Origin of the sequence: Croceicoccus marinus (genome assembly GCF_001661675.2) — a bacterium.
In the GTDB taxonomy this organism is placed as follows: Bacteria; Pseudomonadota; Alphaproteobacteria; order Sphingomonadales; family Sphingomonadaceae; genus Croceicoccus; species Croceicoccus marinus.
Map to the genome: position 1 here is coordinate 238,585 of NZ_CP019602.1, position 24,563 is coordinate 263,147.

Here is a 24,563-nt window from a genome sequence, read left to right on the forward strand (position 1 = left end):
CCTCGCCTCAGCCCTCGATGCTCAGCAGGTCGGACTGCTGGATTTCGGCGGCCGCGCGATTGGCGCCTTCGGCCCGCGCGATATAGCCGCGCGAGCGTTCCACCTCGTCCGACAAGGTATCGACGGTCTGCTTCATCGAATCGAGCGCCTTGACCTTGAAATTGTCGATCGTGTCCATCGTGTCATAGATGTTCTGGAACGCGCGCTGCAGCGTTTCCAGCGGAATCGTGCTGGACGCGGCCTGTTCGTGGATCGATCCGGTCTGCTGCTTCAGCAGCGTGCTGGTCGAATCGATGATGCCCGCGGTCGTGGTGTTGAGCGCGGTGATCTGGCCCAGCACCAGCTTCTGGTTGGTCATCGCCTGCGCCACGGTCACCGCGGTGCGCAATGCCGACACGGTGGTGGTGCTGGCGCGGTCGACGCCCTTCACCAGCTCGATATTGTTCTTCTTGACCAGGTCGAGCGCGAGATAGCCCTGCACCGATACCGCCATCTGCGTCAGCAGGTCCTGCGTGCGCTGGCGCGTGTAGAACAGCGCCGTCTCGCGGATCGCCTTGGCCTTGGCCGGGTCGGAAATGTCGAGTTCGTTCGCGGCATTCTCAAGCTCGCGGTCAAGAGCCTTGGAGATGTGGATCATCTGTTCCAGATTGCCCATCGCTTCCCACAGCTTGGCCCGCTCGGTATCGATGGCGGCATTGTCCATCAGCAGCTCGTCCTTGCCGCTGGCGAGGCGGGTGAGGATCGACTGGATGTGCGACTGGGCGCTGGTGTAGCTGTCGAAGTAGTTCTTCAGCTTGTTGCCGAACGGAATGATGCCCAGAATCTTGCGCGGGCCCGACAGCTTGCCCTGGCGGCCGGGATCCAGCTCCTCCACGGTGCGGCGCAGTTCGGCCAGGTCGGTGCCCACGCCGGTATCCTTGTCCATCGCGCGTACCGGGCGGTCGAGGAAGCGGTTCGACTGGCCAGCCGCCGCCACGATTTCCTTGCGGCCCATGTTGGTCAGCTGGTCGACCTTCTTGCCGAATTCGGGCGAATTGGCATCGGCGGAAATCAGATCCTCGACAAAGCTTTCGACCTTGGCGTCCAGCTTCGATTTCACCTGTTCGCTGACGGGCACGAGGCCCGCGGCCTTTTCGGGCTTCACGTCGGGAACGGGGCTGGGCGCCTCGAGCGAAAGCTCGTTCTCGGTGGCGGTTGCGGTGGGTACGGTCTGGTCTGCCATCGTCATCCTGAAAGTTGTCCGGTGCCCTGCGGCGACCCGATTAGATTAGTGTATTAGCAGCGTAAGACAGTCGTTTCAAGAAAGCGCAGTGATCGGGCGGGCGTTCAGCCGTCGCTGCCCAATGCGCGAGTCAGGTCGGCCTGCCAGTCGTCGCTTTCGACATAATCCAGCAGCGAGCGGTTGATCCCTTCGCGCAGCCGGCTTTGCGGCGGCAAGGCGATGCCGTATTCCTGTCGGCCATAGGTCCCCTGCAGCAGGCGCACATCCTCGGCCATGCCCTGCGTGCGGGCATAGCGCAGCAGCGGGTCGTCATGGACGAAGGCGTCGATCTCGCCCTCCGACACGGCGGCCATGCCTTCGGACAGCTCCGTGAAGCTGACATCGGGCGCGATGCCCTTTTCTGCCAGCCATTGTTCCGCCGCCGATCCGCCGATCACGCCGACCTGCTTGTCGGTCAGGTCGGAAGGCCCGGTGATGTCGCCCCCAAGCTGCCCCGCCGTCAGCGAGGAAGCCAGCATGCCGGTGAAGGTCGAGGTGATGATCAGCGCGGTGAACATCCAGATCAGCGCGACGATCTTGCCCGCCGGGCTGCGCGGCGCCTTGTCGCCATAGCCCACGGTGGTCATGGTGACGGCGGAAAACCAGAACCCCGAACCCAGGCCGCGAACATCCCTGGGGAACTCTTCCTCGTTATGCCGGCGTTCGGCCAGCCAGAACAGCAGGCCCACGAACGCGAGCACGGCAATCAGCGGCAGCAACCCCATCAGGAAGTTCATGCTGAAGAAATTTCCCAGCAGCGACAGCCAGTTCGGCCCGCGGTCGGGCACGGCGATGCCGAAGCCGGTCGAGTAGAAGGGGTGGGTGAAATCGACCTGCTGTTCGCGGTCGGCGGTGATGGTCAGCGCGCCGACGCTGGCGTCGTATTCGCCGCTTTCCAGGCCGCCGATCATGTCGGTCAGTTCGGCCTCGACGAAACGATACTCATAGCCGCTTTTCGCGGCGACATCGCGCCACAGGTCGATGGCAAGACCGTCCCATTCGCCGTCCGGGCCCTTCATCGCGAAGGGCGGCGCGACGCGGGTGGCGATCGACATCGTGCCGCCGCCGGTAGTCGTGGGGGCGGCCCTGGCGCTGTCCTGCGCGCGGGCAGTCGGAGCGCCGAACAGGAAGAGCATTGCCAGGGCGGCGAGGAGGCGGGCGAACGGGCGCTTCATCGTCATGGCCACCAACATGGCGGGGCGGGGACGGAAAGGAAAGCCCCCGCGAATCCGTGCGGGCGGACAGACGTTCATCGCCTGTTCGCAAGCGCGCTGCCATCCTTGTGCGATCCGGCCTTCGGAGTCATAGAACGGCTTTCGGCAATCGGCCCGGTCCGACAATCCCTTCAGGATACACACAATGCTGCGCAAGACCATCATCGCCGCCGCCATGACCGCAAACCTGCTGGCGCTTGGCGCATGCAATACGGTCAAGGGGCTGGGCGAGGATATCAGCTCGGTCGGCCGCGCGGGCGAGCAAGCGATCAACTGATCGCCCGCCCCGGCAGGGACCAACCCCGCCCGGCCGAGCTAGCGGTATTCGTTCCAGCTTTTCGTCAGCATCACCGCGCAATTGATGATGCCGACCAGTGAATAGGTCTGCGGATAATTGCCCCACAGCTCAAGGCTGTGCGGGTCGATGTCCTCGCTCAGCATGCCGGCGCCGGTGCGGCGGTCGAGCATCGCCTCGAACAGTTCGCGCGCTTCCTCGCCGCGGCCGGTATGGTGCAGCGCTTCGATCAGCCAGAAGGTGCAGACGTTGAAGGCGGTGTGCGGCAGGCCGAAATCGTCCTCGCTGTCATAGCGCAGCATGTGATCGCCGCGCCGCAGCGCCTTTTCCAGCACCGCCAGCGTCGAATGGAACTTGGGATCGTCCTTGGCGATGAAGCGCAGGTCGAGCAGCTGCAGCAGGCTGGCGTCGCGCTGGTCGCCGCCGAAGGTGGCCGCGATGGCGCCCGTCTTCTCGTTCCAGGCCGCCTTCAGGATCGCTTCCTGCACGCGGGAAGCATGGGTCATCCAGTATTCCTCGCGCTCCTTAAGCCCCAGCGCCTGCGCCGCATGGGCCAGCCGATCCGCCGCCGCCCAGCACATCGCCGCGGAATAGGTGTGGATGTGGGTGGAATTGCGCAGTTCCCACAGCCCGGCATCGGGCGTGGACCAGACCTTAAGTGCGCGCTCTCCGACGCGTTCGAGCGAGTGGAAATCCTCGATCCCCGACATGCGCAGCAGCCGCTGATCGGCGAAGGCCTGCGCGGAGGAGAGGATGATCTGGCCATAGGCGTCGTGCTGCACCTGCCGCCACGCGTCATTGCCCACGCGAACCGGACCCATGCCGCGATAGCCGGCAAGGCCCGCCGCCTCCCACTCGAGCAATTCGCCATTGCCGCGCACGTCATAGAGCGGCTGGATATGGCCGCCCTGCGCGTTGTCGACGATATTGCGCAGATATTCGAGATAGCTTTCCAGCACGTCGAGCGCGCCGATCCGGTTCAGCGCCTGCACCGTGTAATAGGCATCGCGGATCCAGCAATAGCGGTAATCCCAGTTGCGCCCCGAATGGGCATGTTCGGGAATGGAAGTCGTCAGGGCGGCGACGATCGCGCCCGTATCCTCATGCTGGCAAAGCTTCAGCCCGATGGCGGCGCGGATGACCGCATCCTGCCATTCGAACGGAATGGCGAGGCCGCGGACCCAATGCTGCCATTCGTCGGTTGTGCGGGCGAGCATGTCGCCGATGCCGGTGTCGATAGCCTCGGAAAAGCTTTCGTCCGGGCCGAAGAAGAAATGCAGGTCCTTTTCCAGGCGGAAGGCGCTTTCCTGCTGCACCAGCCCGACCGGCGCGTCGGTGGTGAGCCGCATCGCCATTGCGGGCATGCGGAACGAGACATGGCTGGAGCCGAAGCTGCGCTGGGGCGAAGTGTTGCCGTAATCGCAGGCCGGGCGCAGTGCCATCCGCATGCGGGGGGAGCCAGAGACGGGCCGGACGATCCGCACGAAGGCGACCGGGCGGTACATACGCCCCTTCCGCTTGAAGCGCGGGCAGAAGTCGTAGACGTCGAAGGCATTGCCGTCGTCATCGGCGAAGCTGGTCTTCAGGATCGGTGTGTTGCGCAGATAGGACTGCCCGACGACGCGCCCCCCTTCGAGCGCGATCGACCAGAAGCCGCGATCCTCGCCGTCCTCCTTGCCGTGATCGACCAGCGAGCAGAACACCGGGTCGCCATCGACCCGCGGCAGGCAGGCCCAGGTAAAGGTCCCCTCGGTATCGATCAGCGCGGAACATTGGCAATTGCCGATCGGCCACAGGTCGAGGGAAGCCGTCGCTCGCGGCGAAGCGGGCCGGGATTGCGAAACGGCGGCGGTCACATGATTCGGATCGTTCATCCCGGCGGTTTCTAACCTTCAGAATGCTGCTGTGAAGGGCAAAGCTAGGGAATGTTAAGGGCGGGCGTCTCGACAGCGTGGAAAAACCGTAGCAATCAGCCGCCTATGACAGAAACGACAGCAAGCGCCCCCGTGCACGAAAAGGCCATTCGCAGAGGCGACAGTTTCACCGACCTGCTGCTGTCCTGGCGGCTGTGGTGGCGGCATTCGGTATGCGCCAGTGTTAATCAGGCCGACGTGATCGAGCAGCGGCGCGAGGAAGCCGTGATTTCGGCCCGCTATCTGTTCATGCTGGCGATGTCGGCGGGGATCGCGGTGCTGGGCCTGCTGCTGTCCTCTCCGGCCGTGGTGATCGGCGCGATGCTGCTGTCGCCGTTGATGGGTCCAATCATCGGGCTGGGTTTCAGCCTGGCGACGGGCGATTTCGGCTGGCTCCGCAAGTCCGCCAAGGCGCTGGCGATCGGGACGGTGATCTCGATCGGCTTTACCGCGCTGATCGTGGCGCTGTCGCCGATCCAGACCGTGACCGAGGAGATCGCGGCGCGCACGCGGCCCAATCTGTTCGACCTGTTCGTGGCGCTGTTCTCGGCACTGGCGGGAGCCTATGCGATGATCCGCGGGCGCGAGGGTACGGTCGTCGGCGTGGCGATCGCCACCGCCCTGATGCCGCCGCTGGCCGTCGTCGGGTTCGGTCTTGCCACCTTCAACTGGACGGTGTTTTCGGGCGCGCTGCTGCTGTATGTCACCAACCTCATCACCATCGCGCTGACCGCGACCGTGATGGCGCGGCTCTACGGTTTCCGGACCAATCTGACGCATAACCAGACGCGGTTTCAGGACATCATCGTGATTGCCGCCTTCATGGGGCTGGCCGTACCGCTGGGGCTGTCACTCAACCAGATCCGCAAGGAAGCGCTGTTCAGTCGCCAGACGAGTGCGGCAATATCCGACAATTTTCCCGATAACGCCCGCGTATCGTCGATCGAAATCGAATTTGAAGGGCAGCCGGTCGGCGTGGTCGCCACCGTACTGACGCCCGAGATCGCGCCGCGCGCGCAGGAACTGGTGCAGCGGCGGCTGGCGCGCTTCCTGGGCGAGCCGGTGGCCGTGTCGATCGAGCAGTTCAAGGTCGGCACCAGCGCCACCGCCGCCGAGGAAGCGCAGCTGGCGGCGGCGCGGGCGCAGGCGCAGGAAGCGACCGACCGCGAGATCCGCGACCTGGTCGAGCTTCTGGCGCTGGTCGCCGGGGTGGCGGAGGACGATGTGCTGGTCGATCGCGACAATCGCCGCGCTCTGGTCAATGCCGCCCCGCTGGATGGCGCGGAACTGCTCGCCTATCGCGAGCTTGAGCAGCGGATCGCGCGGCGCGTGCCCGACTGGTCGATCACGCTGGTCCCGCCGGCCCGCACACTGCCCGAGATCACCGTGACCGAAGATGGGCCCGACGCCGAAGGGCAGCGTTCGATCGAGCTGGTCGAATGGGCAGGAACGCGCATCGCCGCGCCCATCGAAGTGACGGGTAGCGACGACGATGTGCTGCAGGTGCGGCGTCTTCTGGCCGCGAACGGGCTGGCTACGGTTCCGAAGGAGGGCGGCTCGCCGGGCCGCGTCCGCCTGCGCTGGGCGCCACCCGATACGCCGGCGGTGGACCTTCCGCGCGAGGAGGACGTAGAGCCCCGCGAAACGCCGTAAGCGTTCGTTCGGGCCGCCCGGCGGGCAAGCGGCCCGACCCGTTCAGGCGGCCAGCTGGTAGGGTTCGATCTCGCCCGCCAGATAGAGCTTCTTTGCCTTTGCGCGGCTGAGCTTGCCCGAGCTGGTGCGCGGCAGGGTGCGCGGCGGGACCAGTTCGACGACGCAGTTCATCCCGGTGATGGCGCGGACCTTGTCGCGGATCTCGTCATGAAGGCGTACGCGCTCGACCGGGTCGGAAACGCGGCAATGCACCAGCACGGCGGGCACTTCCTCGCCATTGTCGGCCTGGATCGCGAAGGCGGCGATGTCGCCCTGGTGGAAACCGGGAAGCTGTTCCACCGCCCATTCGATGTCCTGCGGCCAATGGTTCTTGCCATTGATGATGATCATGTCCTTGGCGCGGCCGACGATGAACAGATAGCCGTTCACCATGTATCCCATGTCGCCGGTATCCAGCCATGCGCCCTTGCCGTCGTCGCCGGGGACCAGGCATGCCTCGGTCGCCTCGGGGTCGCGGAAATAGCTGTGCATCACGCTGGGGCCGCGGCACCAGACCTTGCCGATCATGTGGTCGCCCAGCTTGTGCCCGTCCTCGCCGCAGATCACGACTTCCATGTCGCGCACGGCCTTGCCGCAATTGACGATGGCGCGGTAGCGGGCCGGGCGCGACAGGTCGCGCGGCACGCCCGACAGGCGCTCTTCCTCGACCAGTTCGACCTTGATGCCTTCGCCGGGCGGCATGATGGTGACGGCCAGCGTCGCTTCGGCCAGGCCATAGCTGGGCGTGAAGGCATTGGCCTTGAACCCGGCGTCGGCAAAGGCATCGACGAAGTTCTGCATCACGTCGGGCCGGATCATGTCCGCGCCATTGCCCGCCAGCCGCCAGCGCGAGAGGTCGAAGCGTTCGGCCACGTTCGACTGGCTGGAAATGCGGCGCGCGCAGATGTCATAGCCGAAGGTCGGCGAATAGCTGATCGAATTGCCCTCGTTGCGGCTGATCAGGTCGAGCCATGCGAGCGGGCGGCGGGCAAAATCCTCGGTCTTGAGATAGTCGCCCGAGACCTGGTTCGCGATCAGCGACAGGAAGCAGCCGACGAGACCCATGTCGTGATACCACGGCAGCCAGCTGATGCAGCGGTCGTTGGGCCCCACGGCCATGCCGTGCGAGTGCCCCGCAAGATTGTTCAGCAGCGCCTTGTGCGTGACGGCCACGCCGTGCGGGAAACGGGTCGAGCCGCTGGAATATTGCAGATAGCAGATGTCGTCGCTCGACACTTCGGGCAGCGCGACCTCTGCCGCTTCGCGCGCTGCGAAGCTGGTCCAGTCGATTCCCTGGCACCCTTGCCGCGCACAGGCGGCTTCGGCCATGGTGGCGATCTCGGCGGGATAGAACAGCACCTTGGGATCGGAACTGGCGAGCTGTACCGCCAGCTGGTCGATATAGCTTTCCTTGCCGCCGAAGCTGGTGGGCAGCGGAAGCGGCACCGGCCATGCCCCGGCATAGACCGCCCCACAGAACAGCGCCGCGAAATCGGTGCCGGTCTCGGCGATCAGCGCGATGCGGTCGCCGGGCTCGATCCCGGCGGCGATCAGGCGCCACGCGGCCCTGACCGCATCATCGCGCAATTCCGCGAACGGATAGGCCCGCACCAGCCGGCCGCGCGCATCGTGGAAGTTCAGCCCGCGCTTGCCGCGCGCGGCATAATCCAGCGCCTCGGCAAAGGTGCCGAAATCGGCGAAGCGGCGTTCGAGTGCGTCTTCGTTCGGTGTGGGGACGAGATCCTCGGCCCGTTCGGGGGTCTGCGTCATGATAGTGTTGCTTTTCCCGTTCATGCAAAATGTCCGGCAAGCCCGCGGCCTGATCGGAGTGAAGTCCGCTGCCTAGCGGATCGGGGGCTGAATGCCGAATGAAGCACCACCGCTGCACGCCGTGCGGCAACGGTCCGGTGCGCATCGACTGCTGAACGACGCGTCGAAAGCGGCATGCTTCGTCCTGCTCCCTATCTGCGCAACCCGTGACAGCCTGACATTAACCTCTTGTCGACCTGGATCGCGGGCCGTTCCCATTGTTACGGGAGTGTGGCACGATTAAGGCGGTATGACAGAGGATGCGGGCCCTTATCCACGAACTAATCGCCGCGCAAGGGTGGTGAAGCCGCTCGATCCGGCGCGGCTGGAGGAGCTGGCGCTGCATTATGTCGCGCGATTCGCGACGACGGCGAAGGGGCTGGAGCGCTATTGCCGGCGCAAGCTGCGCGAGCGCGGCTGGAACGATGACGAGCCGCAGCCCGATATTGCTGCGCTGGTCGAACGCTTCGTCCGCAGCGGATATGTCAATGACGAGGAATATGCCCGCGTGCGGCAGGGCGGGCTGCTGCGGCGCGGCTATGGCGCGCGGCGCATCCATGCCGCGCTGGACGCGGCGGGCGTGGCGCCCGACGACCGGCACGAGGTCGCGGACGGCGAGGCGCGGCAGGCGGCGCTGCGCCTGGCGCGCAAGCGGCGGTTCGGTCCGTTCGGCCCCGATGGCGTGCCGCCCGGCGACAGGGCGCTGCGCGAAAAGCAGATCGCCGCGATGATCCGCGCGGGCCATCCACTGGACAGCGCGCGCGAATTGGTCGATGCGGCGGATCGGCAATCCGCGCTCGCCTGGGCGGGCATGATGGACGAGGATTTCTGAATGTCGCTTCGCACCGGGATTATCGCGCTTTCGCTGGCGCTGGGCGCGTCGGCCTGCACCCAGGCGGAGACCCCTGCCAGCACGGCCGTCGCCGAAACGGCCGCGGTCCACCCCGAATCGGGTTTGCCGATCGTGCCGCTGACCATCACCAGCGGCGGCAGGGACATCGATTTCCAGGTCGAATACACGACCACGCCGCAGGCCGAGATGAAGGGGCTGATGTTCCGCACGGAACTGGGCCCGAACGAGGGCATGATCTTTCCCAACAAGATCATGAACCCCGGCTCTCCGCCCGCGCCGCGCAGCTTCTACATGAAGAACACGGTGATCCCGCTGGACCTGATCTTCATCGCGCCCGATTCGACGATCGAGAGCATTGCCGCGAACGCGGTTCCCTATTCGCTCGATTCCATCGAATCGCAGGGTCCGGTGATCGCGGTGCTGGAAATCGCGGGCGGACGCGCCGCGGAACTGGGGCTGAAACCCGGCGACAGCGTGGTGTGGAGCGAGCCTGCCGGCTGATCGGTGGGCGGTTTACGGTGCAGCCCCGCGCTTCGGGCGTTGCGGTGCGCAGCGGCCCGCGCTAACGGAATGGCGCGATGAACATTCTCATGAAGATCTTCACCTGGTGGGACGGCGCCACCATCGGCACCCTGATCGATAGCTGGCGTCATGGCGAGGAAGTCGGCCAGGACGCGCAGGGCAATCGCTATTTCCGCGGGCGCAAGAAAAATGCCCAGGGGAACGAGCGGCGCTGGGTGATCTATTCGGGGTCGAACGATGCCAGCCGCGTGCCTGCCGAATGGCATGGCTGGCTGCACGGGTCGGGCGATGACGTGCCCGAAAGCAACCTTCCACCGCCGCGCATCTGGGAAGTGGATTATACGCCGAACGCCACCGGCACGATGGGCGCCTATCGTCCGTCGGGCGCGCTGGAAAAGGGCGGCGTGCGCGCCCGCGCGACCGGCGATTACGAAGCCTGGTCGCCGGACCAGTGATTTCCGTGCGTTCGCTGGCCGCCGCCGCCAGCCTGATGGCGCTGGCGGCATGCGGCATGTTCGGCGAGGATGAGGCTGCGCCCCCTGCCGAGGAGACGAGTGGTTCTGCCGAGGAAGCGCCCGCCATCGCCGCGCAGGCCGAGAACGAGACGATCGCAGCCGATGAAGACGAGGCAGAGGGCGAGGACGTTCCCCAAGGCACGCCGATGGAAGAGCGTGTCGCCACGCTGGGCCTGCTGAACAAGCGCAACAATCTGACGGTCGACGTCGAACTGAAGCCGGGTGAAGAGACGATCGTCGACGACGTGCTGATCCGGCTGGCAAGCTGCGAGCGCCGCCCGCCATGGGATCCCGATCCCGAGACAGGCGCCTTCGTGCAGGTCGCGGTGCGCGATCCGGGGCGGGGCGAGGACGCGGGTTTCCGGCGGATCTTCTCGGGCTGGCTGTTCCTGAACAGCCCTTCGCTCAACGTGGTCGAGCACCCGATCTATGACGTCTGGGTCAAGGACTGCGCGATGAGCTTCCCCGGCGAGGAAGCACCCGAAGACAGCGAGTGAAATCCGTCGGGCAGGCTGGCGAAGCTGGCCTCCCTGGTCGGGCGCAGCGCCTTTTCCAGCAGGTGCAGATATTCCGACTGCTGCATGGCGACGGCCCCCATCGTGGAAAGATGCGGGGTCATGAACTGGCAGTCCAGCAGTTCCAGCCGCGATGCCTTCATCGCGGCGACAAGCCAGCATAAAGCCACTTTCGACGCATCGCTGACAAAGCTGAACATCGATTCGCCGCAGAACACGCGGCCGAAGCCAACGCCGTACAGCCCGCCGACCAGTTCGCGGCTGCCGCCGTCGCCGGTCCAGCATTCGATGGAATGGGCGCTGCCCATGCGGTGGAGGAGGCGGTAGCTGGCCGCGATGCGGTGGCTGATCCAGCTTTCGGTGCCATCGTCGATCCGGCTGGGGCGGCGCGGGGCGGCGCAGGCTTCCACGACTTCGGCAAAGGCGGTGTTGCAGGTGACGGTGAAGCGGCCGGATCGCAGCACCTTGGCCAGCGAGCGGGAGACATGCAGGCCATCGAGCGGGATGATCGCCCGTTCGCGCGGTTCGATCCACATTACCTCGGCGTCGTCGCGCGATTCGGCCATGGGGAAGATGCCGCTGCGATAGGCCAGCATCAGCAGTTCCGGATCGATCACGTCCTGCGCGTCTTCGGGTCGGCTGCGGTTGCTCATCGCGGGGCATCATGCCGCCAGATCGCGCCGCTGTCACCGCTTGATGCAAAAGGCCAAACGACTGCTTGTCAGCGGCGTCACTTCGCTATAGAGGGCCAGCTTCCTGCAGGGGTGTAGCTCAGCTGGTAGAGCATCGGTCTCCAAAACCGAGGGCCACGGGTTCGAATCCTGTCACCCCTGCCATTTCCTTCCAGACACGGTGAAATGATCCGCAGCGACCTTTTGGTCGCGGTGCGGTCCCGCATGGCAATAACCGGCTCTGTAGGGGGGTATCGACCGCGCGTTCTTTGACGTGAAGCCAGGGAGGCGGCGCGGTCTTCGAGATGGAAAACATCAGGGCCGCGATATCGTTCCCGCGGCCCTGCATTTTTTTTCGGGTCCTGGATCGGCCCGTTTTCCATCAGGCCGCCAGTTTCGATCAGGCTGTCAGTCCTCGCGCGTCTCGACCGCGAAATCCTTGCCCGCGGTCCTGTCGCCCCTCGACAGGGCGAATACCACGCCCGACAGCGCGGCCAGCGCGATCAGGTTGGGCAGCGCCATGGTGGCGTTCGAGATGTCGCCAAGGCGCCAGACCAGCTGCGAAGGCTGCGTCGCGGAAAACCAGATCGCGATGCACCACAGCACCCGCCAGATGATGTGCAGCACCTTCTCACCCCGCGCGTTCGAACCGGGGAGCCGGTCGTAGAGGAAGGTGATCGCGCGCTCGCCGTAATAGCTCCAGGTCAGAAGCGTGGTGAACACGAACAGGATCAGCGCCACCGACGCGACCAGCGTGCCCAGCGGGATATTGCCGATCAGCACCGGGAAGGCGGCGGCAAAGGCCGCGCTGGTGGTCACGAACCCCGATTGCGCCGTGGTGCCCAGGTCCGACTGCCAGACATGGCGCACAGCCTCGCCATTATGGGTGAAGGGGCCCTCGACGGTCAGGATCACCAGTGCCGTCATGGTGCAGATGATGATCGTGTCGATGAAGGTGCCCATCATCGCCATGCGGCCCTGCAGCTGCGGATCGTCAGTCTGCGCGACGGCGTGGGCGATCGGGGTCGAACCCTGCCCGCTCTCGTTCGAGAACAGGCCGCGCGCCACGCCCGCGCGCATCGCCATGATGATTGCCGCGCCCGCGAAACCGCCGCTGGCCGACTGGGCCGAGAAGGCGCCCGCAAAGATGCGGCTGAAGGTTTCGGGGATGTCCGCGATATTGATGATGATCGCGATGACCGCCATGATGATGTAGCATACCGCCATGAAGGGCACGACCTTCTCGGCGATGGAGCCGATCGACTTGATGCCGCCGATGATGACGACGAACACGGCGATGGCGACGATCAGCCCGCCCAGCCAGCGTTCGATCCCGAACAGTTCGTTGAGGCCACTGGCCACTTCGTTCGACTGGATCGAATTGCCGGTGACGAGGCCCGAGAACAGCGTGCCAATCGCGAAGATCACCGCCAGCCACGTCCACTTGGGGCCCAGGCCCTGCGTGATGTAGCTCATCGGGCCGCCGCGCCAGTTACCCTCGGGCGTCTTCTCGCGGTAGCGGATGGCCAGCGAACCCTCGGCAAAGCCCAGCGCCATGCCGATCAGCGCGGTGATCCACATCCAGAACACCGCGCCCGGCCCGCCCAGCGCGATCGCGGTCGCGACGCCCGCCAGATTGCCGGTGCCGACCTGACCCGACAGGGCGGTCGACAGCGCGGCAAAGGGGCTGATCTCACCCGCGCCCTTGCTCTTGCGGCTGGAGAACAGGCCCGCGAAGGCGCTGCCCAGCTTGAGGATCGGATAGAAGCGCAGGCCGATCATGATGTAGAGGCCGATGCCCAGCAACATGATCACCATCGGCGGAACGGGGATGACTTCGGCCCCGTCCCATGTGCCGCCCCAGATGAAGTCCGAGACATTGGTGACTTGATCGATCAGGCCCGAAGGCGCTGCCTCTGCGCTCATAGTTAGGAGTTTCCCCAGTCCGCTGTAAAAACAGGTCCGCCATGACAAATTAGTTGCAACGGCTACCTGTTGCTCCGCGCGATGGCCAGCCGCAATCGCCATCGGCCACCGGTTTCGTGCCAGCTGCCGCGATGCGTGCCCTGCGGATGCTCTTGCACGACGGGGCCGGCGGGGCTATGTGCGCGGTGTTTCCAGTCATCGGGAATTGTCAAAGCTGTCTCCGACCCCCGGTCGGCGCGGCGATGAGCCGATGGCGAAAGGGCCCTGCCGACAGGGTTTAAGAACAACAGGATTTGGAAAAGAAGGCATGGCCAAAACACCCGTGGCAAAGCCCGCAGAGCCCGCGAAGAAGCGCAAGACCTCTCCCGGCGAGTTCATTCGCCAGGTCCGCGCCGAGGGTTCCAAGGTCGTCTGGCCCAGCTGGGCCGAGACGGTGCAGACGTCGATCTTCGTCGGCATCATGATGCTGATCCTGTCGCTGTTCTTTCTGGGGATCGATTCGCTGTTCGGCGCGGTGATGCGCTGGCTGCTGACGCTCGCCTGATCTCGACAAGCCAAGTGATTTCGCGGCCATGGCGCGCCGCACAACGGATTTGAAGGAAGACCAATGGCTCGCTGGTACATCATCCACGCCTATTCGGGTTTCGAGAACAAGGTGAAGGAAGCGATCCTCTCCGAGGCCGAGCGCACCGGCCTGGAAGCGCTGGTCGAGGCGGTGGAAGTCCCTTCGGAAACCGTCACCGAGGTGAAGCGCGGCAAGAAGGTGCAGTCCGAGCGCAAGACCATGCCCGGCTATGTGCTGGCCAAGCTGGCGATGAACGACGACGTCTATCACCTGATCAAGAACACGCCCAAGGTGACCGGCTTTCTGGGTGCGAACAACAAGCCGCAGCCGATTTCCGACCGCGAGGCCGCCCGCTATTTCGGCGCCCGCGACGAGGCTGCCGCCGCCCCCAAGCGCGAGATCAGCGTCGATTACGAGATCGGCGATTCGGTCAAGGTGCTGGACGGCCCGTTCGCCAGCTTCAACGGCGTGGTGGAAGAGCTCGATTTCGACAAGAGCAAGGTCAAGGTCTCGGTCTCGATCTTCGGGCGCGCGACCCCGGTCGAGCTGGACTTCGAACAGGTCGAGCTGGTCAAGTAAGCGCCGCCCCGAAACTGGCGGTGGCACCGGCGTCGATCGCGCGCTAAGCCACTGGCCATGGGTGAACGCAACAAGATCTGGACCGCAGCCCTCGTCGTCATCGGCGACGAGATCCTGTCGGGCCGCACGCATGACAAGAATATCGCGCAGGTGGCCAGCTGGCTGCAGGTGCAGGGCATCCGCCTTGCCGAGGTGCGCGTGGTGCCCGACGACCAGACTGCGATCGTCGAGGCGGTGAATGCCCTGCGGCGGCGCAACGATTACCTGTTCACCACCGGCGGTATCGGCCCCACGCACGACGACATCACCGTCGATGCCGTTGCCGCAGCGATGGGCGTCGACGTGATCGTCCACCCGGAGGCGCGCGCCCTTCTGGAAGCCTATTACGACACGCGCGGCGGGCTGAACGATGCGCGGATGCGCATGGCGCGCACGCCCGAAGGGGCGCACCTGATTCCCAACCGCTATTCGGGCGCGCCGGGCATCCGCATCGGCAATGTTTTCCTGATGGCCGGGGTGCCCAACATCACCGCGGGCATGCTGGATGCGCTGACCGGCACGCTGGAGGGCGGCGATCCGGTGCTGTCCGAAACCGTCGGCTGCTGGATCGCGGAGAGCGAGGTCGCCGAACTTCTGCGCGAAGTCGAGCAGGCGCACGAGGGCGTGCAGATCGGCAGCTATCCGTTCTTCCGCGAAGGCCGATCCGGCGCGAACTTCGTGATCCGCTCGACCGACGCCGACCAGCTGGCCAGCTGCGTCCATACGCTGTGCGAAGGACTGGGCGAGATGGGGCGCGAGTTCACGCCGGACCCCCCCCGGGGGGCGCCTTCATTCCGTCCCTGAAGCCGGATCGCTTGCCGCGGCGGTTTCCGTCTCCTTTTCCTCGTCGAAGAATGAGAATCGGAATGGGCTTCCTTCGGCGGCGTCCGCCAGCTCCTCGACCGAGCGGCGGGCGATTTCCGCGCGGGGGCCGCCGTGCGGATCCGCCGCAACGGGGGCGAATGTGTAACGCGCCATCTCGATCTCTCCGGTCTGGGCGTACATGAAGGCCAGCGTCATCGACAGGTCCTGGTCGAAGGGCGCCAGCTGAGTGGCGCGGACCAGCGCGTGCTGCGCATGCTCGCTGGGTTCAAGGCCGCGATCCGCATAGCTGCGATAGAGATAGATAAGTGGCAGGGGATTGTCGTAATCCAGCTTGTTCAATCCCCCGAAGGCACGGATCGCCAGCCCATAGGCCGCATCCTGATCGGCCGCGTCGCCTGCCTTGCGGTATAGCGCCAGGGCCTTTTGCAGATGGGCGTTCGCCACGGTGCCATCGATGGCGATGGCGCGGTCGGCGACGGCGATCGCCTCGTCGTAATAGCCCGCGTCGACTTCGGCTTCGGCTTGGCCCGCCAGCACGCGCGCATCGGCGGGAAAGCGCGCGGCGACCTCGCGCGCCTTGGGCAGCAGTTCCAGCGCTTCTTCGCGCGAGACGCCGCTTTGCGAATGGGCGATGATCGGAAGCATCTTGTCCATGCCCTCTCCGACACCGAAGATGCGAACCGGGCGGATGGGCAGCATGTCGGGCGTAAGGCGATAGGTCAGCATCCGGCGGCTGCGCAGATAGGCGTCGAGGTCCTTGTCGAGCGTGTCGAGATCGCCGAACACCTGCTCAGCCGCCAGCAGCGTCGGGGTGCCGGAGGCCACGGCCTTCCAATAGGCGTTGAGCTGGCCTTTCCGCTCGTCGGAGAACCACAGATAATGGACGAGGGTCCAGCTTCGTCCATAGAAATTGTCGTAGAAGCGCCCCTTCTTCTGGTCATAGAGGGCGGGGTCCAGCAATTGCCGGATCGGCACCTCGACCGCATATTGCAGTTCGCCGGCGCGATGGTTGGCAGGCCGGCCGATCTGCAGCGATCCGTCCTTCAGCACCTTGGTCGAGGCAAAGAATTCGGCCAGGCCTTCGCCCAGCCAGCGGGGCATCCCGAAGCGCGAGGTCGAGATCAGGAAATGGTGGGCATATTCGTGGAGCAGCACGGTCTGCGAGAAGTCGGGCTCGCCGCTGGTGCGGCGCAGCGGCGGAACGAAGGCGCGCGACATGCCTGCATTGGGAACATAGAAACCGGCGACGTAGCGGTCGTTGCCGCCATAGGCTTTGCGAACCTCGCGCTCGCTGCCCATCACGAAGATCGTGACCCGGTTGGAGGGGCTGGGCGTCTCGGTGTGCTTGCCCGTCAGCGTCTCCATGGCGAAGTGATAGCGTTCCAGCATCTCCGCGAAATGCTGCAGATCCGCCTCGCTCTCTTCGGCATAGATGACGAAATGTTCGCTTTCCGCCTGCAGCCAGCGAGCCTGCACAGGCGTTGCCAGCAAAAGCGAAATCAGCGCAGCGACCCAGAAGCGCACCATGACTTTCCCCCCGATGGCCGAGACCCCCGTCACGGCACTACGGACCGGTTTATGGCCGCAGAATTACGAAATTGACAAGAACCCCAAATGGGCAGGAAGCGGAGGAAGGAAGGAGGGCGGCAGGAAGCGGGGCGGCAACAAAAAAGCCGGGAAGCGCGTGGCTTCCCGGCTCTTGTACCGGTTCGGCGGTGATCGGGCGATCAGGCGCCCTGCACCTCGGCGGTGTCGATCTTGAGGCCCGGGCCCATCGAGGACGAGACCGAGATCTTCTGGACATACTTGCCCTTGGCGCCCGACGGCTTCGCCTTGATCACGGCGTCGACGAAGGCGTTGAAGTTCGCCTTGAGGTCGTCGTCGGAGAACGACAGCTTGCCGATGCCCGAGTGGATGATGCCGGCTTTTTCAACGCGGTACTGGACCTGGCCGCCCTTGGCGTCCTTCACGGCCTGCGCCACGTTGGGGGTCACGGTGCCCAGCTTCGGGTTCGGCATCAGGCCCTTGGGGCCCAGCACCTTGCCGAGGCGGCCCACGACGCCCATCATGTCGGGGGTCGCGATCACGCGGTCATAGTCCAGGTTGCCTGCCTGCATGTCTTCCATCAGGTCCTCGGCGCCGACCTTGTCGGCACCGGCTTCCAGCGCCTTGTCGGCGTTGTCGCCGCGGGCGAACACGGCGACCTTGACGGTCTTGCCGGTGCCTGCGGGCAGCGACACCATGCCGCGGACCTGCTGGTCGGCGTGCCGCGGATCGACGCCCAGGTTCATGGCGACTTCCAGCGTCTGGTCGAACTTGGCGGTCTGCAGGTCGCGCAGCGTCTGCAGCGCTTCGTCAAAGCCGTACAGCTTTTCCGCGTCCAGCTTCTCGGCCAGCATCTTCTGCTTCTTGGTCTGCTTTGCCATCGGTTCAGCCCTCCACCACTTCGAGGCCCATCGAACGGGCGCTGCCCTCGATGATCTTCATGGCCTGGTCGATATCGTTCGCGTTCAGGTCGGCCATCTTCTGCTCGGCGATCGCCTGGACGTCGCTGCGCGCGATGGTTCCGGCCGAGATCTTGCCCGGCTCCTTCGAGCCCGACTTCAGCTTGGCGGCCTTCTTAAGAAGGTAGGATGCCGGCGGGGTCTTGGTGGTGAAGGTGAACGAGCGATCCGCGAAGACGGTGATGACCGTCGGGATCGGCATGCCCTTTTCCATTTCCTGCGTGGCGGCATTGAACGCCTTGCAGAATTCCATGATGTTCACGCCGCGCTGGCCCAGTGCGGGGCCGATGGGCGGCGAGGGGTTTGCAGCGCCCGCGGGCACCTGCAGCTTGATATAGCCTTCGATCTTCTTGGCCATGGGGCCACTCCTTTTCACACTGTCGGGCGCGCGTTGGCGCAGGCCCTCATGTTAAGCGGTCAGGCAGAGGCTGCTCGCCTCCTCCCGCAGGTTTCCCGGATATTGCAAGGGAAGGCGCGCGCATAGGCGCTTTCCCGATTCGAAGCAAGCAGCCGCTTCAGGCTGCCCCCTTCATGCCGATGGCGCTGCGTAGAGGTCGTGCGCGTCGGCTTCCTCGACCACCACCTCGACGATGTCGCCTGGCTTCAGACCGGGATCGACGTCGCGGATGAAGACATTGCCGTCGATCTCGGGTGCGTCGGCCTGGCTGCGGCCGGTCGCGCCGATGTCGCCGTCCTCGTCCGCTTCGCCCACCTCGTCGATGATGACGGGGAGGATGCGGCCCACTTTCGCGGCCAGTTTCGCCGCGCTGATCCGCTCGGTCACTTCCATCAGCCGGGCGTAGCGTTCTTCCTTCACCGCCTCGGGCACCGGGTTCGGCAGGTCGTTGGCCTGCGCGCCCTCCACGGGTTCGAAGCGGAAGCCGCCGACGCGGTCCAGCTGCGCTTCTTCCAGCCAGTCGAGAAGATATTTGAAATCATCCTCGGTCTCGCCCGGAAAGCCGACCACGAAGCTGGAGCGAACGGTGAGGTCGGGGCAGATCGCGCGCCACGACTTCAGCCGGTCCAGCACCTTCGCCTCGTTCGCGGGGCGCTTCATGGCACGCAGCACCGAAGGGCTGGCGTGCTGGAACGGGATGTCGAGATAGGGGGTGACCAGCCCCTCGGCCATCAGCGGGATGACCGCGTCGACATGCGGATAGGGATAGACATAGTGCAGCCTTACCCATGGCGGCACGCCGTCCGCGGTCCGCAAGCCGCCCAGTTCGCGGGCGAGGTCGGTCATGTGGGTGCGGACCGGGCGGTCCTTCCACATGCGCTCCTCGTGCCGGACGTCCACCCCGTAAGCAGACGTGTCCTGCGAGATGACCAGCAGTTCCTTCGTCCCGGCAGCGACCAGCTTTTCGGCTTCGCGCAACACGGCGTCGATGCGGCGGCTGGCCAGCTTCCCGCGCAATTGCGGGATGATGCAGAACGCGCAGCTATGATTGCAGCCTTCCGAGATCTTCAGATAGCTGTAGTGCCGCGGCGTCAGCTTCACGTCGGGCTGCGGGATCAGGTCCACGAACGGCCCGCGGGTCCACGGTGCAGCCTCGTGCACAGCATCGACCACCTGCTCGTACTGGTGCGCGCCGGTGACGGCGAGTACCTGCGGGAAGCGGGCGCGGATCGTGTCGGCCTCTTCACCCATGCAGCCGGTCACGATCACGCGGCCGTTTTCCGCGATAGCCTCGCCGATGGCTTCGAGGCTTTCTTCCTTGGCGCTGTCCAGGAAGCCGCAGGTGTTGACCAGCACCACGTCGGCCCCGGCATAGTCAGGGCTCATCGCATAGCCGTCGGCGCGCAGGCGGGTCAGGATACGCTCGGAATCGACCAGCGCCTTGGGGCAGCCCAGGCTGACCATGCCGACCTTGGGCGAGGGCGCGATGCGGCTGGGGCGGGATTCGGTTTCGGTTACCATGGGCGCGCCCCCTACACCGCATCGCCGCGCCGCGCCAGAACGAGTGATGCCCGTTACAAACCGCGCTGCCGAGGCGATTGCGACAGGGAACAAACCGGCTTCGAGCCTTTTCATTTATTGCCGGCTGCGCTTACCGTGATGTCAGTAGATCCGGATTGCGACGTAATTGGCCATTTGCAGAGGCAGGAGATCGGATGGGACCGGTGGATTGGTTCGGCGGCATTCTGGCCGCGCTGGCGGCACTGGCGGTGGCGGCCGCATGGTACCGGCTGTTCGCGCGGCCACTGTCGGTCAGCGCGGGGCCCGGCGGGCTGGAGGTGCGGCGCAGACCCTTCGTCACCATCGGCGGCACCTATGTGCTGATCCAGCTGTCGGCCTTCATGCTGGCGCATATGTTCGCGCGGCTGTCCGATCCGTCGAAATGGTGGCTGTATTTCATGATGACGGGCGGGGTCGCGCTGTTCTTCGTGATTCCGGCGCTGTGGACCAACTATCTGCACCAGCGGCACCCGCGCCGCATCGCGCTGATCGATGCGGGGTTCTGGCTGACCGCCTATCTGGCGATGGGCGCGGTGTTCTGGCTGCGCAGCCTTTAGCCGGAGCTTGTCCGGTTGACACAGGCGACACATCCTACAACCGCCGTCACCCGGCGCGGACCCGCGGAAATGCGGGCGTTTTGGCCCTTCGGTTGACACCTGCGGGGGCGGGGAAAAATCCTGACATTGCGAAAGAGCGGGCCTGCCATCCTGGCAGACCCGCCCCTTATGTCATCACGGCCGCTGTAGGACAGTAAAACCCGCCCTTCAGAACCGCATGATCGCGCTGGCGACCAGCTTTTCGCCGTAGTGGTGGTCCAGCACCGGCACGCGCAGGTCGCCGCGGTGGATGTCGGTATCGCTATAGGTCAGCGCCAGCGAGACGGGGGCGAAGTAATATTCGGTGCCCACCGCCCAGTCGGCATAGTCCCCCGCTGGGCGCAGCCGGTTGGCGCGGCCGGTGCCGTCGTCGCTGCCGCTGGAATGGCCGACATGGCCATAGAACAGGAAGGGCGTGGCGGGGATTCCGACAGACGCGCCCAGCCTTGCATACAGATTGCTGCCCCCGATCGCGTCCTGCGAGGGAGCGTAGCTGGCCGACAGATCGACCCGTGCCGGGCCGAGCGAGGCACCGAGGCCAGCCTCCGCCTCGCCATAGTTGAGGTCGCCCTGGCCGCCCGCGAAGACATGGGCGACTGCGGCCCCGCGCCAGTCGATCAGCCCGGCATAGGCCGAGTAGCTCGCCGCCAGTTCGAAGCCGGCATCGGCGCCGCCGTGGCGCGATGCCTCGCGCAGGGTCACGCCCTGGGCGGACAGGGTGATCGCGGACGTGACCGGCACGTCGACGGCAGCGCGCAGCGCGGGATCGCCGTCGCTCCACGACAGGCCGCGGCTGCGGTAATCGGTCGTCGCCTCAAGCTCGACCGAGGGGATGCCCTGCGCATGGGCCGCAAGCGGCGCGCCGGTACCGGCGAGCACCGCGCCCATGACGAGCGAACGGATGGGGAAGGAGTACAAGACGCGTTTTCTCCACAAATATGCAAAAGGCCTGCCGCCATCGATCCGGGGGGTTGCGCCGGGGGTGGCGCAGGATCGCGGCGACAGGCCTGATATCGCGATTGACCGGCCAGCCAAGGGGCTGGACCGAGTTTTTCCGCGACCTATTTCGCCCGGCAGCGCGGCTTTATCCACATACAGCGGTCGATGTCGGGCTGGGCATTGGCGCCTGCCAGCTTGTTGCTGCCGTCGAGGGTCGAGGTCGATGCGCAGCCGGCCAGCATGGCCGCTGCTAAAAGCATTGCGGTGATCTTCATGATTTATCCTGTCCTGCGAACTTTGTTTTATCTTTGTGTGTCAGGCGGATAAAGGTTGCGTTTTGCTGGGGCGTAACCCGTTTGTAACAAAAGGTTTCTGCCGCGCTATTATTGAAGCGCGGCTATTCCATCTCGGCCAGGCGGGGGAAGCAGGCCTCGGCCTCCACCGCGTCGGGGAATTGCGGGACCAGTTCGGTCATCACCGAGCTGAAGCTCGCGTCGATCACCACGCGGTTCGATCCGGCAAAGCTTTTGCAAGTGGTGTTGGTCTGCACCGCCACGTTCGCGGCGGCCAGCGCGATGCCATAGCCGCCCGCGCGGGCGATGGCGAAATCCTGCTGCGCGCTCTGGTCGTCGCAATCGGTGGAAATCGACATGCAGCGCACGGTCGAATAGGCGACCTCGTCCAGCGTGTGCTGGGTCCAGAACAGGCGCCCCGTCTCGATCAGGCCGAACAGCATGACGATCAGCGCGGGGCCCAGCAGCGCGAATTCGATGACCGTGCCGCCGTGTTCGTCTAGCAGCAGGCGCCGCATGAAAGGGGGCCGCATCATTCCAGCCTTAACGTGATGCTGCGCGATATCTGCCCGTTCCCCACCAGGCGGCTGGGCACCACGACCGAGCTGTAGTTCGCATTGGCGTCCAGCGTCAGGTAATAGCCCGCGCTGGTGCCGCTGGCGCTGCAGACGGTGCCGCAGGACTGGGCGGTGAAACTGCGATCGGCGTTGAGGCAGGCGCAGCTGCGCGACAAATTGGTGCAGCTGCCCGCGGTGCCGTTGCAGCTGACCGATACGGCCAGCGCATTGTCGTTCGCCATGGCGCGGGCATAGGACGGCAGCGTGGTGAAGGCGACATTGTCACGCGCGTCGAACGCGCTGATCGCGGTGGCGGACAGCGATTCGTCGACATGGCTGCGGGTGATGTAATACAACCCGAAATCCAGCCCCGCCGCGATCAGCACGAACAGGCCGACCGACCACAGCGCGAATTCGACGGCGGCGACGCCGCTCTCGTCCTTGCGGAAGCGTTTGAGCAGGGGGCGTTTCATCATTTCACCAGCTTGACCGCGGTCTTGCCCGAACCGCTGCTGGAACCGTCGGAGGAGACGCAGGCGCTGCCCGCGACCGCGCCGCCCGCGGCCTTGATCTTGCCCGCGATCAGCATGAAGCAGGTGCCGCCGCCATTGGTCGAATTGCCGCCGGTCATCGACACCTCGGTACCCGGCAGGTGGACCGCGCCGCCGAAGACATTGTTCGATCCGCCGGTCCAGCTGGCCTTGCTGGTGGTGTCCGAATGGAACAGCAGGGTCGCGATCTCTCCCCCCAGTACCGATTTGGATGCGGCCAGCAGCTTCGTCTTTGCCCCGCCCGCCAGCTTGAGCGTGCCCGATGCGATGAAGCTGACGTCGCGCCCCGCCATGTCGTATCCTGCCCCGGCGGCGCCATATTGCTCGCCATTGAGGGTGGAGGTCTGCGGCCAGGTGGTGCCGCCGGTGCCATTCTCGAAATCGCCGTCGATGGTGTAGCGGCCCGGTCCGAAGAAGGCCGAGCCCGCGATCTTGAGGTCGCCCTTGATGTAATGGTTGTTGGTCTCGCCGAACACGATGCCGCTGCCGCCCTGCGTGTCGATGTCGCCATGGGCCGAGAACGCGCCGTCGCCCATGAACAGCCGCGCGCTGCCCTCCAGCTTGATCGCATAGCCCTGTTTGCTGGCGCCGATGTTGTATTCGCCGTCGCCCGCGTTCAGCTCGCTGTTGCCATTGATCTTGATGCCTTCCAGCACGGTCAGGTCGCCGTCGCCCAGCAGCATGTTGCCGCCGCCGCCCAGGGTCAGCGATTTGAAGCTGTGGTTGCCCTTGCCGGCTACGAAATAATGCCCGCCGCCAAGCGCCACGTCGCCGTTGATGACGACATCGCCGTCGCCCTTGGTGTTGGTGCCCTTGAACGAGGCGGTGCCCGAGCCGATCCACAGCACGCCGTCGCCGATGGTGACGCCGCCGCTGCCGGTATCGAAACCGCCGTTCACATAGACGTCGCTGTCCCCGAAATCGACCTTGGAGCCGCCGCCGTTGGCGAAGCCGCCGGAGATCGTGATTGTCGAGCCGGATGCGAAGGTGACCTTGTTATCTCCGCCGACGGTGAATTTCCTGATGTTGTAGGTCCCCGCCGGCAGCACATAGTCGCCGCTGGTCCCGACCCGGTATGCTGCGGCGGCGGAATTGGGCTTCCACGAAAAATCGAAATCCTTGCCATTGGGCGTCACCGGGTCCGACAGCGCGGGCAGCGGGTCGGCATCGCCGATCTGCGCCACGGCGGCGCCAAGCTCGGTGTTGTTGGCCCATGGATCGGCCAGCGCGGTCGCGACATTGTGGCGGTCCTTGGCCGGGGGCAGCGCGCTGTTCCACTGCGGCACGTTGAGGCTGCCGCCATAGCGCAGCGTATTCGCGACGAGCGATCCCGAGTTCAGCGTGATGCTGCCGCTGCCCGAGATGATGTCGCTGGCCGCGATCGACTTGCCCTTCTGGTCGAGGTCGCCGATCGCCGCCACCGAGCAATTGGGCGCATTGATCGACGCGCCGCCGTTCACCACCAGCGAAGCGCCCCCCGCGTCGAGCGCGAGGAAGCAGGGCGCGGCATATTGCGCGGTGGACGACACGATCGCCGCGCTGTCGGCGGAGACGGTGTAGCTGCCCGAAAAGCCCAGCACCGATGCCAGCATGAAGGGGATCGGGCGCGAGACCGTCACCTCGATCGCGCTGTCGCCCGCTTCGGGATAGTCGGTGAGGAGCGTGGCATCGACGCTGGCGCCCTGCAGCCCGTTGGCGAAGGCGATCATGCCCGCGACCGCGTCGATGTCGATCGCGTCGTCGCGCTGATATTCCATCGCCGTCGCCAGCGCCGCCATGTCGGCCACGCGCTGGTTCATCACCCGCTGGCCGTACCCACGGTTGAGATCGAAGGCGAGGCCGACCGCGCCGATCACGACAGGCAGGCTGAGCGCCACGATGGTGTTGACCGATGCGCGTCCATCGTCGCGAAAGCGAACGAGGAAGCGGCGGGCGGAAGAGGTTTGCGGCTCTTTCATGGGCGGCAGTCATA

Annotated in this window: 25 protein-coding genes and 1 tRNA gene; 11 read left to right on the forward strand and 15 right to left on the reverse strand. The window is 65.4% G+C overall.

Translation table 11 applies throughout. The features are described from left to right. Window positions 1–7 precede the first annotated feature (7 nt). A complete protein-coding gene (locus A9D14_RS01220; RefSeq protein ID WP_066847849.1) occupies window positions 8–1,222 on the reverse strand; it encodes a toxic anion resistance protein in 1,215 nt (404 codons plus the stop codon). A gap of 104 nt (window positions 1,223–1,326) precedes the next feature. Further along, a complete protein-coding gene (locus A9D14_RS01225) occupies window positions 1,327–2,442 on the reverse strand; it encodes a transporter substrate-binding domain-containing protein (protein ID WP_066847852.1) in 1,116 nt (371 codons plus the stop codon). A 178-nt stretch (window positions 2,443–2,620) separates the two neighbouring features. Between A9D14_RS01225 and A9D14_RS01230 the strand changes: the two genes are divergently transcribed. Continuing rightward, window positions 2,621–2,752: an entericidin A/B family lipoprotein gene (locus A9D14_RS01230; protein WP_083987502.1), complete on the forward strand. Its 132-nt coding sequence runs from the start codon at window positions 2,621–2,623 to the stop codon at window positions 2,750–2,752. A 38-nt stretch (window positions 2,753–2,790) separates the two neighbouring features. Here the strand turns inward: A9D14_RS01230 and A9D14_RS01235 are convergent, their stop codons facing one another. Then, window positions 2,791–4,644, reverse strand: coding sequence for a glycoside hydrolase family 15 protein (locus A9D14_RS01235; protein WP_083987504.1), 1,854 nt, complete (start codon window positions 4,642–4,644; stop codon window positions 2,791–2,793). Window positions 4,645–4,749: 105 nt separating this feature from the next. On the opposite strand from A9D14_RS01235, the gene A9D14_RS01240 reads away from it, so the two are divergent. After that, window positions 4,750–6,336, forward strand: a complete 1,587-nt coding sequence (locus A9D14_RS01240) for a DUF389 domain-containing protein (RefSeq protein WP_066842274.1) — start codon at window positions 4,750–4,752, stop codon at window positions 6,334–6,336. A 42-nt stretch (window positions 6,337–6,378) separates the two neighbouring features. Here the strand turns inward: A9D14_RS01240 and A9D14_RS01245 are convergent, their stop codons facing one another. Further along, on the reverse strand, window positions 6,379–8,145 hold the full coding sequence (locus A9D14_RS01245) for a fatty acyl-AMP ligase (RefSeq protein ID WP_232468691.1): 1,767 nt from the start codon (window positions 8,143–8,145) through the stop codon (window positions 6,379–6,381). Window positions 8,146–8,434: 289 nt separating this feature from the next. On the opposite strand from A9D14_RS01245, the gene A9D14_RS01250 reads away from it, so the two are divergent. The 4 genes from A9D14_RS01250 (at window position 8,435) to A9D14_RS01265 (ending at window position 10,571) form a co-directional block, all read left to right on the forward strand. Beyond that, the gene (locus A9D14_RS01250; RefSeq protein WP_066842278.1) at window positions 8,435–9,016 is read left to right on the forward strand and encodes a regulatory protein RecX; all 582 of its coding nucleotides are present in this window, start codon (window positions 8,435–8,437) and stop codon (window positions 9,014–9,016) included. Further along, on the forward strand, window positions 9,017–9,538 hold the full coding sequence (locus A9D14_RS01255; RefSeq protein ID WP_066842280.1) for a DUF192 domain-containing protein: 522 nt from the start codon (window positions 9,017–9,019) through the stop codon (window positions 9,536–9,538). It begins immediately after the preceding gene. A 77-nt stretch (window positions 9,539–9,615) separates the two neighbouring features. Next, window positions 9,616–10,014, forward strand: a complete 399-nt coding sequence (locus A9D14_RS01260; protein ID WP_066842282.1) for an NADH:ubiquinone oxidoreductase subunit NDUFA12 — start codon at window positions 9,616–9,618, stop codon at window positions 10,012–10,014. A 5-nt stretch (window positions 10,015–10,019) separates the two neighbouring features. After that, on the forward strand, window positions 10,020–10,571 hold the full coding sequence (locus tag A9D14_RS01265; protein WP_232468693.1) for a DUF2155 domain-containing protein: 552 nt from the start codon (window positions 10,020–10,022) through the stop codon (window positions 10,569–10,571). Here A9D14_RS01265 and aat read toward each other — a convergent pair. After that, a complete protein-coding gene (gene aat / locus A9D14_RS01270; RefSeq protein ID WP_198302032.1) occupies window positions 10,502–11,242 on the reverse strand; it encodes a leucyl/phenylalanyl-tRNA--protein transferase in 741 nt (246 codons plus the stop codon). The two genes, A9D14_RS01265 and aat, sit on opposite strands and share 70 nt — an antisense overlap. A 107-nt stretch (window positions 11,243–11,349) precedes the next feature. Here aat and A9D14_RS01275 point away from each other — a divergent pair. Next, window positions 11,350–11,425 (forward strand) — tRNA-Trp (locus A9D14_RS01275). Window positions 11,426–11,668: 243 nt separating this feature from the next. On the opposite strand, the gene A9D14_RS01280 is transcribed toward A9D14_RS01275, so the two are convergent. After that, window positions 11,669–13,186, reverse strand: a complete 1,518-nt coding sequence (locus tag A9D14_RS01280; protein WP_066842283.1) for an alanine/glycine:cation symporter family protein — start codon at window positions 13,184–13,186, stop codon at window positions 11,669–11,671. Between the two features lie 307 nt (window positions 13,187–13,493). Here A9D14_RS01280 and secE point away from each other — a divergent pair, with 307 nt between their 5' ends. From secE to A9D14_RS01295, 3 genes are all read left to right on the forward strand, one after another. Continuing rightward, window positions 13,494–13,730, forward strand: coding sequence for a preprotein translocase subunit SecE (secE, locus tag A9D14_RS01285; protein ID WP_066842284.1), 237 nt, complete (start codon window positions 13,494–13,496; stop codon window positions 13,728–13,730). A gap of 63 nt (window positions 13,731–13,793) precedes the next feature. After that, window positions 13,794–14,330, forward strand: coding sequence for a transcription termination/antitermination protein NusG (gene nusG / locus A9D14_RS01290; protein ID WP_066842285.1), 537 nt, complete (start codon window positions 13,794–13,796; stop codon window positions 14,328–14,330). A gap of 57 nt (window positions 14,331–14,387) precedes the next feature. After that, window positions 14,388–15,173, forward strand: coding sequence for a competence/damage-inducible protein A (locus A9D14_RS01295; RefSeq protein WP_066842291.1), 786 nt, complete (start codon window positions 14,388–14,390; stop codon window positions 15,171–15,173). On the opposite strand, the gene A9D14_RS01300 is transcribed toward A9D14_RS01295, so the two are convergent. From A9D14_RS01300 to rimO, 4 genes are all read right to left on the reverse strand, one after another. Beyond that, complete coding sequence (locus tag A9D14_RS01300; RefSeq protein ID WP_087910439.1) at window positions 15,159–16,721, reverse strand: DUF1570 domain-containing protein; 1,563 nt, start codon at window positions 16,719–16,721, stop codon at window positions 15,159–15,161. The genes A9D14_RS01295 and A9D14_RS01300 overlap by 15 nt on opposite strands. Before the next feature lie 200 nt (window positions 16,722–16,921). Then, window positions 16,922–17,620, reverse strand: a complete 699-nt coding sequence (gene rplA, locus A9D14_RS01305; RefSeq protein ID WP_066842295.1) for a 50S ribosomal protein L1 — start codon at window positions 17,618–17,620, stop codon at window positions 16,922–16,924. A 4-nt stretch (window positions 17,621–17,624) separates the two neighbouring features. After that, a complete protein-coding gene (gene rplK / locus A9D14_RS01310; protein ID WP_066842299.1) occupies window positions 17,625–18,056 on the reverse strand; it encodes a 50S ribosomal protein L11 in 432 nt (143 codons plus the stop codon). 171 nt (window positions 18,057–18,227) lie between these two features. Further along, window positions 18,228–19,616, reverse strand: coding sequence for a 30S ribosomal protein S12 methylthiotransferase RimO (gene rimO, locus A9D14_RS01315; protein ID WP_066842302.1), 1,389 nt, complete (start codon window positions 19,614–19,616; stop codon window positions 18,228–18,230). 194 nt (window positions 19,617–19,810) lie between these two features. Between rimO and A9D14_RS01320 the strand changes: the two genes are divergently transcribed. Then, on the forward strand, window positions 19,811–20,212 hold the full coding sequence (locus A9D14_RS01320; RefSeq protein WP_066842304.1) for a DUF1761 domain-containing protein: 402 nt from the start codon (window positions 19,811–19,813) through the stop codon (window positions 20,210–20,212). A 207-nt stretch (window positions 20,213–20,419) separates the two neighbouring features. On the opposite strand, the gene A9D14_RS01325 is transcribed toward A9D14_RS01320, so the two are convergent. The 5 genes from A9D14_RS01325 to A9D14_RS01340 all read right to left on the reverse strand — a co-directional run bounded on the left by A9D14_RS01325 (window position 20,420) and on the right by A9D14_RS01340 (window position 24,549). After that, window positions 20,420–21,169, reverse strand: coding sequence for a TorF family putative porin (locus A9D14_RS01325; protein ID WP_157668096.1), 750 nt, complete (start codon window positions 21,167–21,169; stop codon window positions 20,420–20,422). A 143-nt stretch (window positions 21,170–21,312) separates the two neighbouring features. Next, window positions 21,313–21,465: a hypothetical protein gene (locus A9D14_RS19255; protein ID WP_157668097.1), complete on the reverse strand. Its 153-nt coding sequence runs from the start codon at window positions 21,463–21,465 to the stop codon at window positions 21,313–21,315. Between the two features lie 122 nt (window positions 21,466–21,587). Continuing rightward, window positions 21,588–22,016, reverse strand: coding sequence for a TadE/TadG family type IV pilus assembly protein (locus tag A9D14_RS01330; protein ID WP_157668098.1), 429 nt, complete (start codon window positions 22,014–22,016; stop codon window positions 21,588–21,590). Continuing rightward, on the reverse strand, window positions 22,016–22,516 hold the full coding sequence (locus A9D14_RS01335) for a TadE/TadG family type IV pilus assembly protein (protein WP_066842310.1): 501 nt from the start codon (window positions 22,514–22,516) through the stop codon (window positions 22,016–22,018). Before A9D14_RS01335 ends, A9D14_RS01330 begins: the two co-directional genes overlap by 1 nt. Further along, window positions 22,513–24,549 carry a pilus assembly protein TadG-related protein gene (locus tag A9D14_RS01340; RefSeq protein ID WP_066842312.1) on the reverse strand — a complete coding sequence of 679 codons (2,037 nt, stop codon included), beginning with the start codon at window positions 24,547–24,549 and terminating at the stop codon, window positions 22,513–22,515. The genes A9D14_RS01335 and A9D14_RS01340 overlap by 4 nt, the downstream gene beginning before the upstream one ends. Between the last annotated feature and the right edge of the window lie 14 nt (window positions 24,550–24,563).

Coding starts and splice junctions, on each gene's coding strand:
- A9D14_RS01220 (WP_066847849.1), bottom strand. CDS start 1,222: ATGGCAGACCAGACCGTACCCACCGCAACCGCCACCGAGAACGAGCTT.
- A9D14_RS01225 (WP_066847852.1), bottom strand. CDS start 2,442: ATGACGATGAAGCGCCCGTTCGCCCGCCTCCTCGCCGCCCTGGCAATG.
- A9D14_RS01230 (WP_083987502.1), top strand. CDS start 2,621: ATGCTGCGCAAGACCATCATCGCCGCCGCCATGACCGCAAACCTGCTG.
- A9D14_RS01235 (WP_083987504.1), bottom strand. CDS start 4,644: ATGAACGATCCGAATCATGTGACCGCCGCCGTTTCGCAATCCCGGCCC.
- A9D14_RS01240 (WP_066842274.1), top strand. CDS start 4,750: ATGACAGAAACGACAGCAAGCGCCCCCGTGCACGAAAAGGCCATTCGC.
- A9D14_RS01245 (WP_232468691.1), bottom strand. CDS start 8,145: ATGACGCAGACCCCCGAACGGGCCGAGGATCTCGTCCCCACACCGAAC.
- A9D14_RS01250 (WP_066842278.1), top strand. CDS start 8,435: ATGACAGAGGATGCGGGCCCTTATCCACGAACTAATCGCCGCGCAAGG.
- A9D14_RS01255 (WP_066842280.1), top strand. CDS start 9,017: ATGTCGCTTCGCACCGGGATTATCGCGCTTTCGCTGGCGCTGGGCGCG.
- A9D14_RS01260 (WP_066842282.1), top strand. CDS start 9,616: ATGAACATTCTCATGAAGATCTTCACCTGGTGGGACGGCGCCACCATC.
- aat (WP_198302032.1), bottom strand. CDS start 11,242: ATGAGCAACCGCAGCCGACCCGAAGACGCGCAGGACGTGATCGATCCG.
- A9D14_RS01280 (WP_066842283.1), bottom strand. CDS start 13,186: ATGAGCGCAGAGGCAGCGCCTTCGGGCCTGATCGATCAAGTCACCAAT.
- secE (WP_066842284.1), top strand. CDS start 13,494: ATGGCCAAAACACCCGTGGCAAAGCCCGCAGAGCCCGCGAAGAAGCGC.
- nusG (WP_066842285.1), top strand. CDS start 13,794: ATGGCTCGCTGGTACATCATCCACGCCTATTCGGGTTTCGAGAACAAG.
- A9D14_RS01295 (WP_066842291.1), top strand. CDS start 14,388: ATGGGTGAACGCAACAAGATCTGGACCGCAGCCCTCGTCGTCATCGGC.
- A9D14_RS01300 (WP_087910439.1), bottom strand. CDS start 16,721: ATGGTGCGCTTCTGGGTCGCTGCGCTGATTTCGCTTTTGCTGGCAACG.
- rplA (WP_066842295.1), bottom strand. CDS start 17,620: ATGGCAAAGCAGACCAAGAAGCAGAAGATGCTGGCCGAGAAGCTGGAC.
- rplK (WP_066842299.1), bottom strand. CDS start 18,056: ATGGCCAAGAAGATCGAAGGCTATATCAAGCTGCAGGTGCCCGCGGGC.
- rimO (WP_066842302.1), bottom strand. CDS start 19,616: ATGGTAACCGAAACCGAATCCCGCCCCAGCCGCATCGCGCCCTCGCCC.
- A9D14_RS01320 (WP_066842304.1), top strand. CDS start 19,811: ATGGGACCGGTGGATTGGTTCGGCGGCATTCTGGCCGCGCTGGCGGCA.
- A9D14_RS19255 (WP_157668097.1), bottom strand. CDS start 21,465: ATGAAGATCACCGCAATGCTTTTAGCAGCGGCCATGCTGGCCGGCTGC.
- A9D14_RS01330 (WP_157668098.1), bottom strand. CDS start 22,016: ATGCGGCCCCCTTTCATGCGGCGCCTGCTGCTAGACGAACACGGCGGC.
- A9D14_RS01335 (WP_066842310.1), bottom strand. CDS start 22,516: ATGATGAAACGCCCCCTGCTCAAACGCTTCCGCAAGGACGAGAGCGGC.
- A9D14_RS01340 (WP_066842312.1), bottom strand. CDS start 24,549: ATGAAAGAGCCGCAAACCTCTTCCGCCCGCCGCTTCCTCGTTCGCTTT.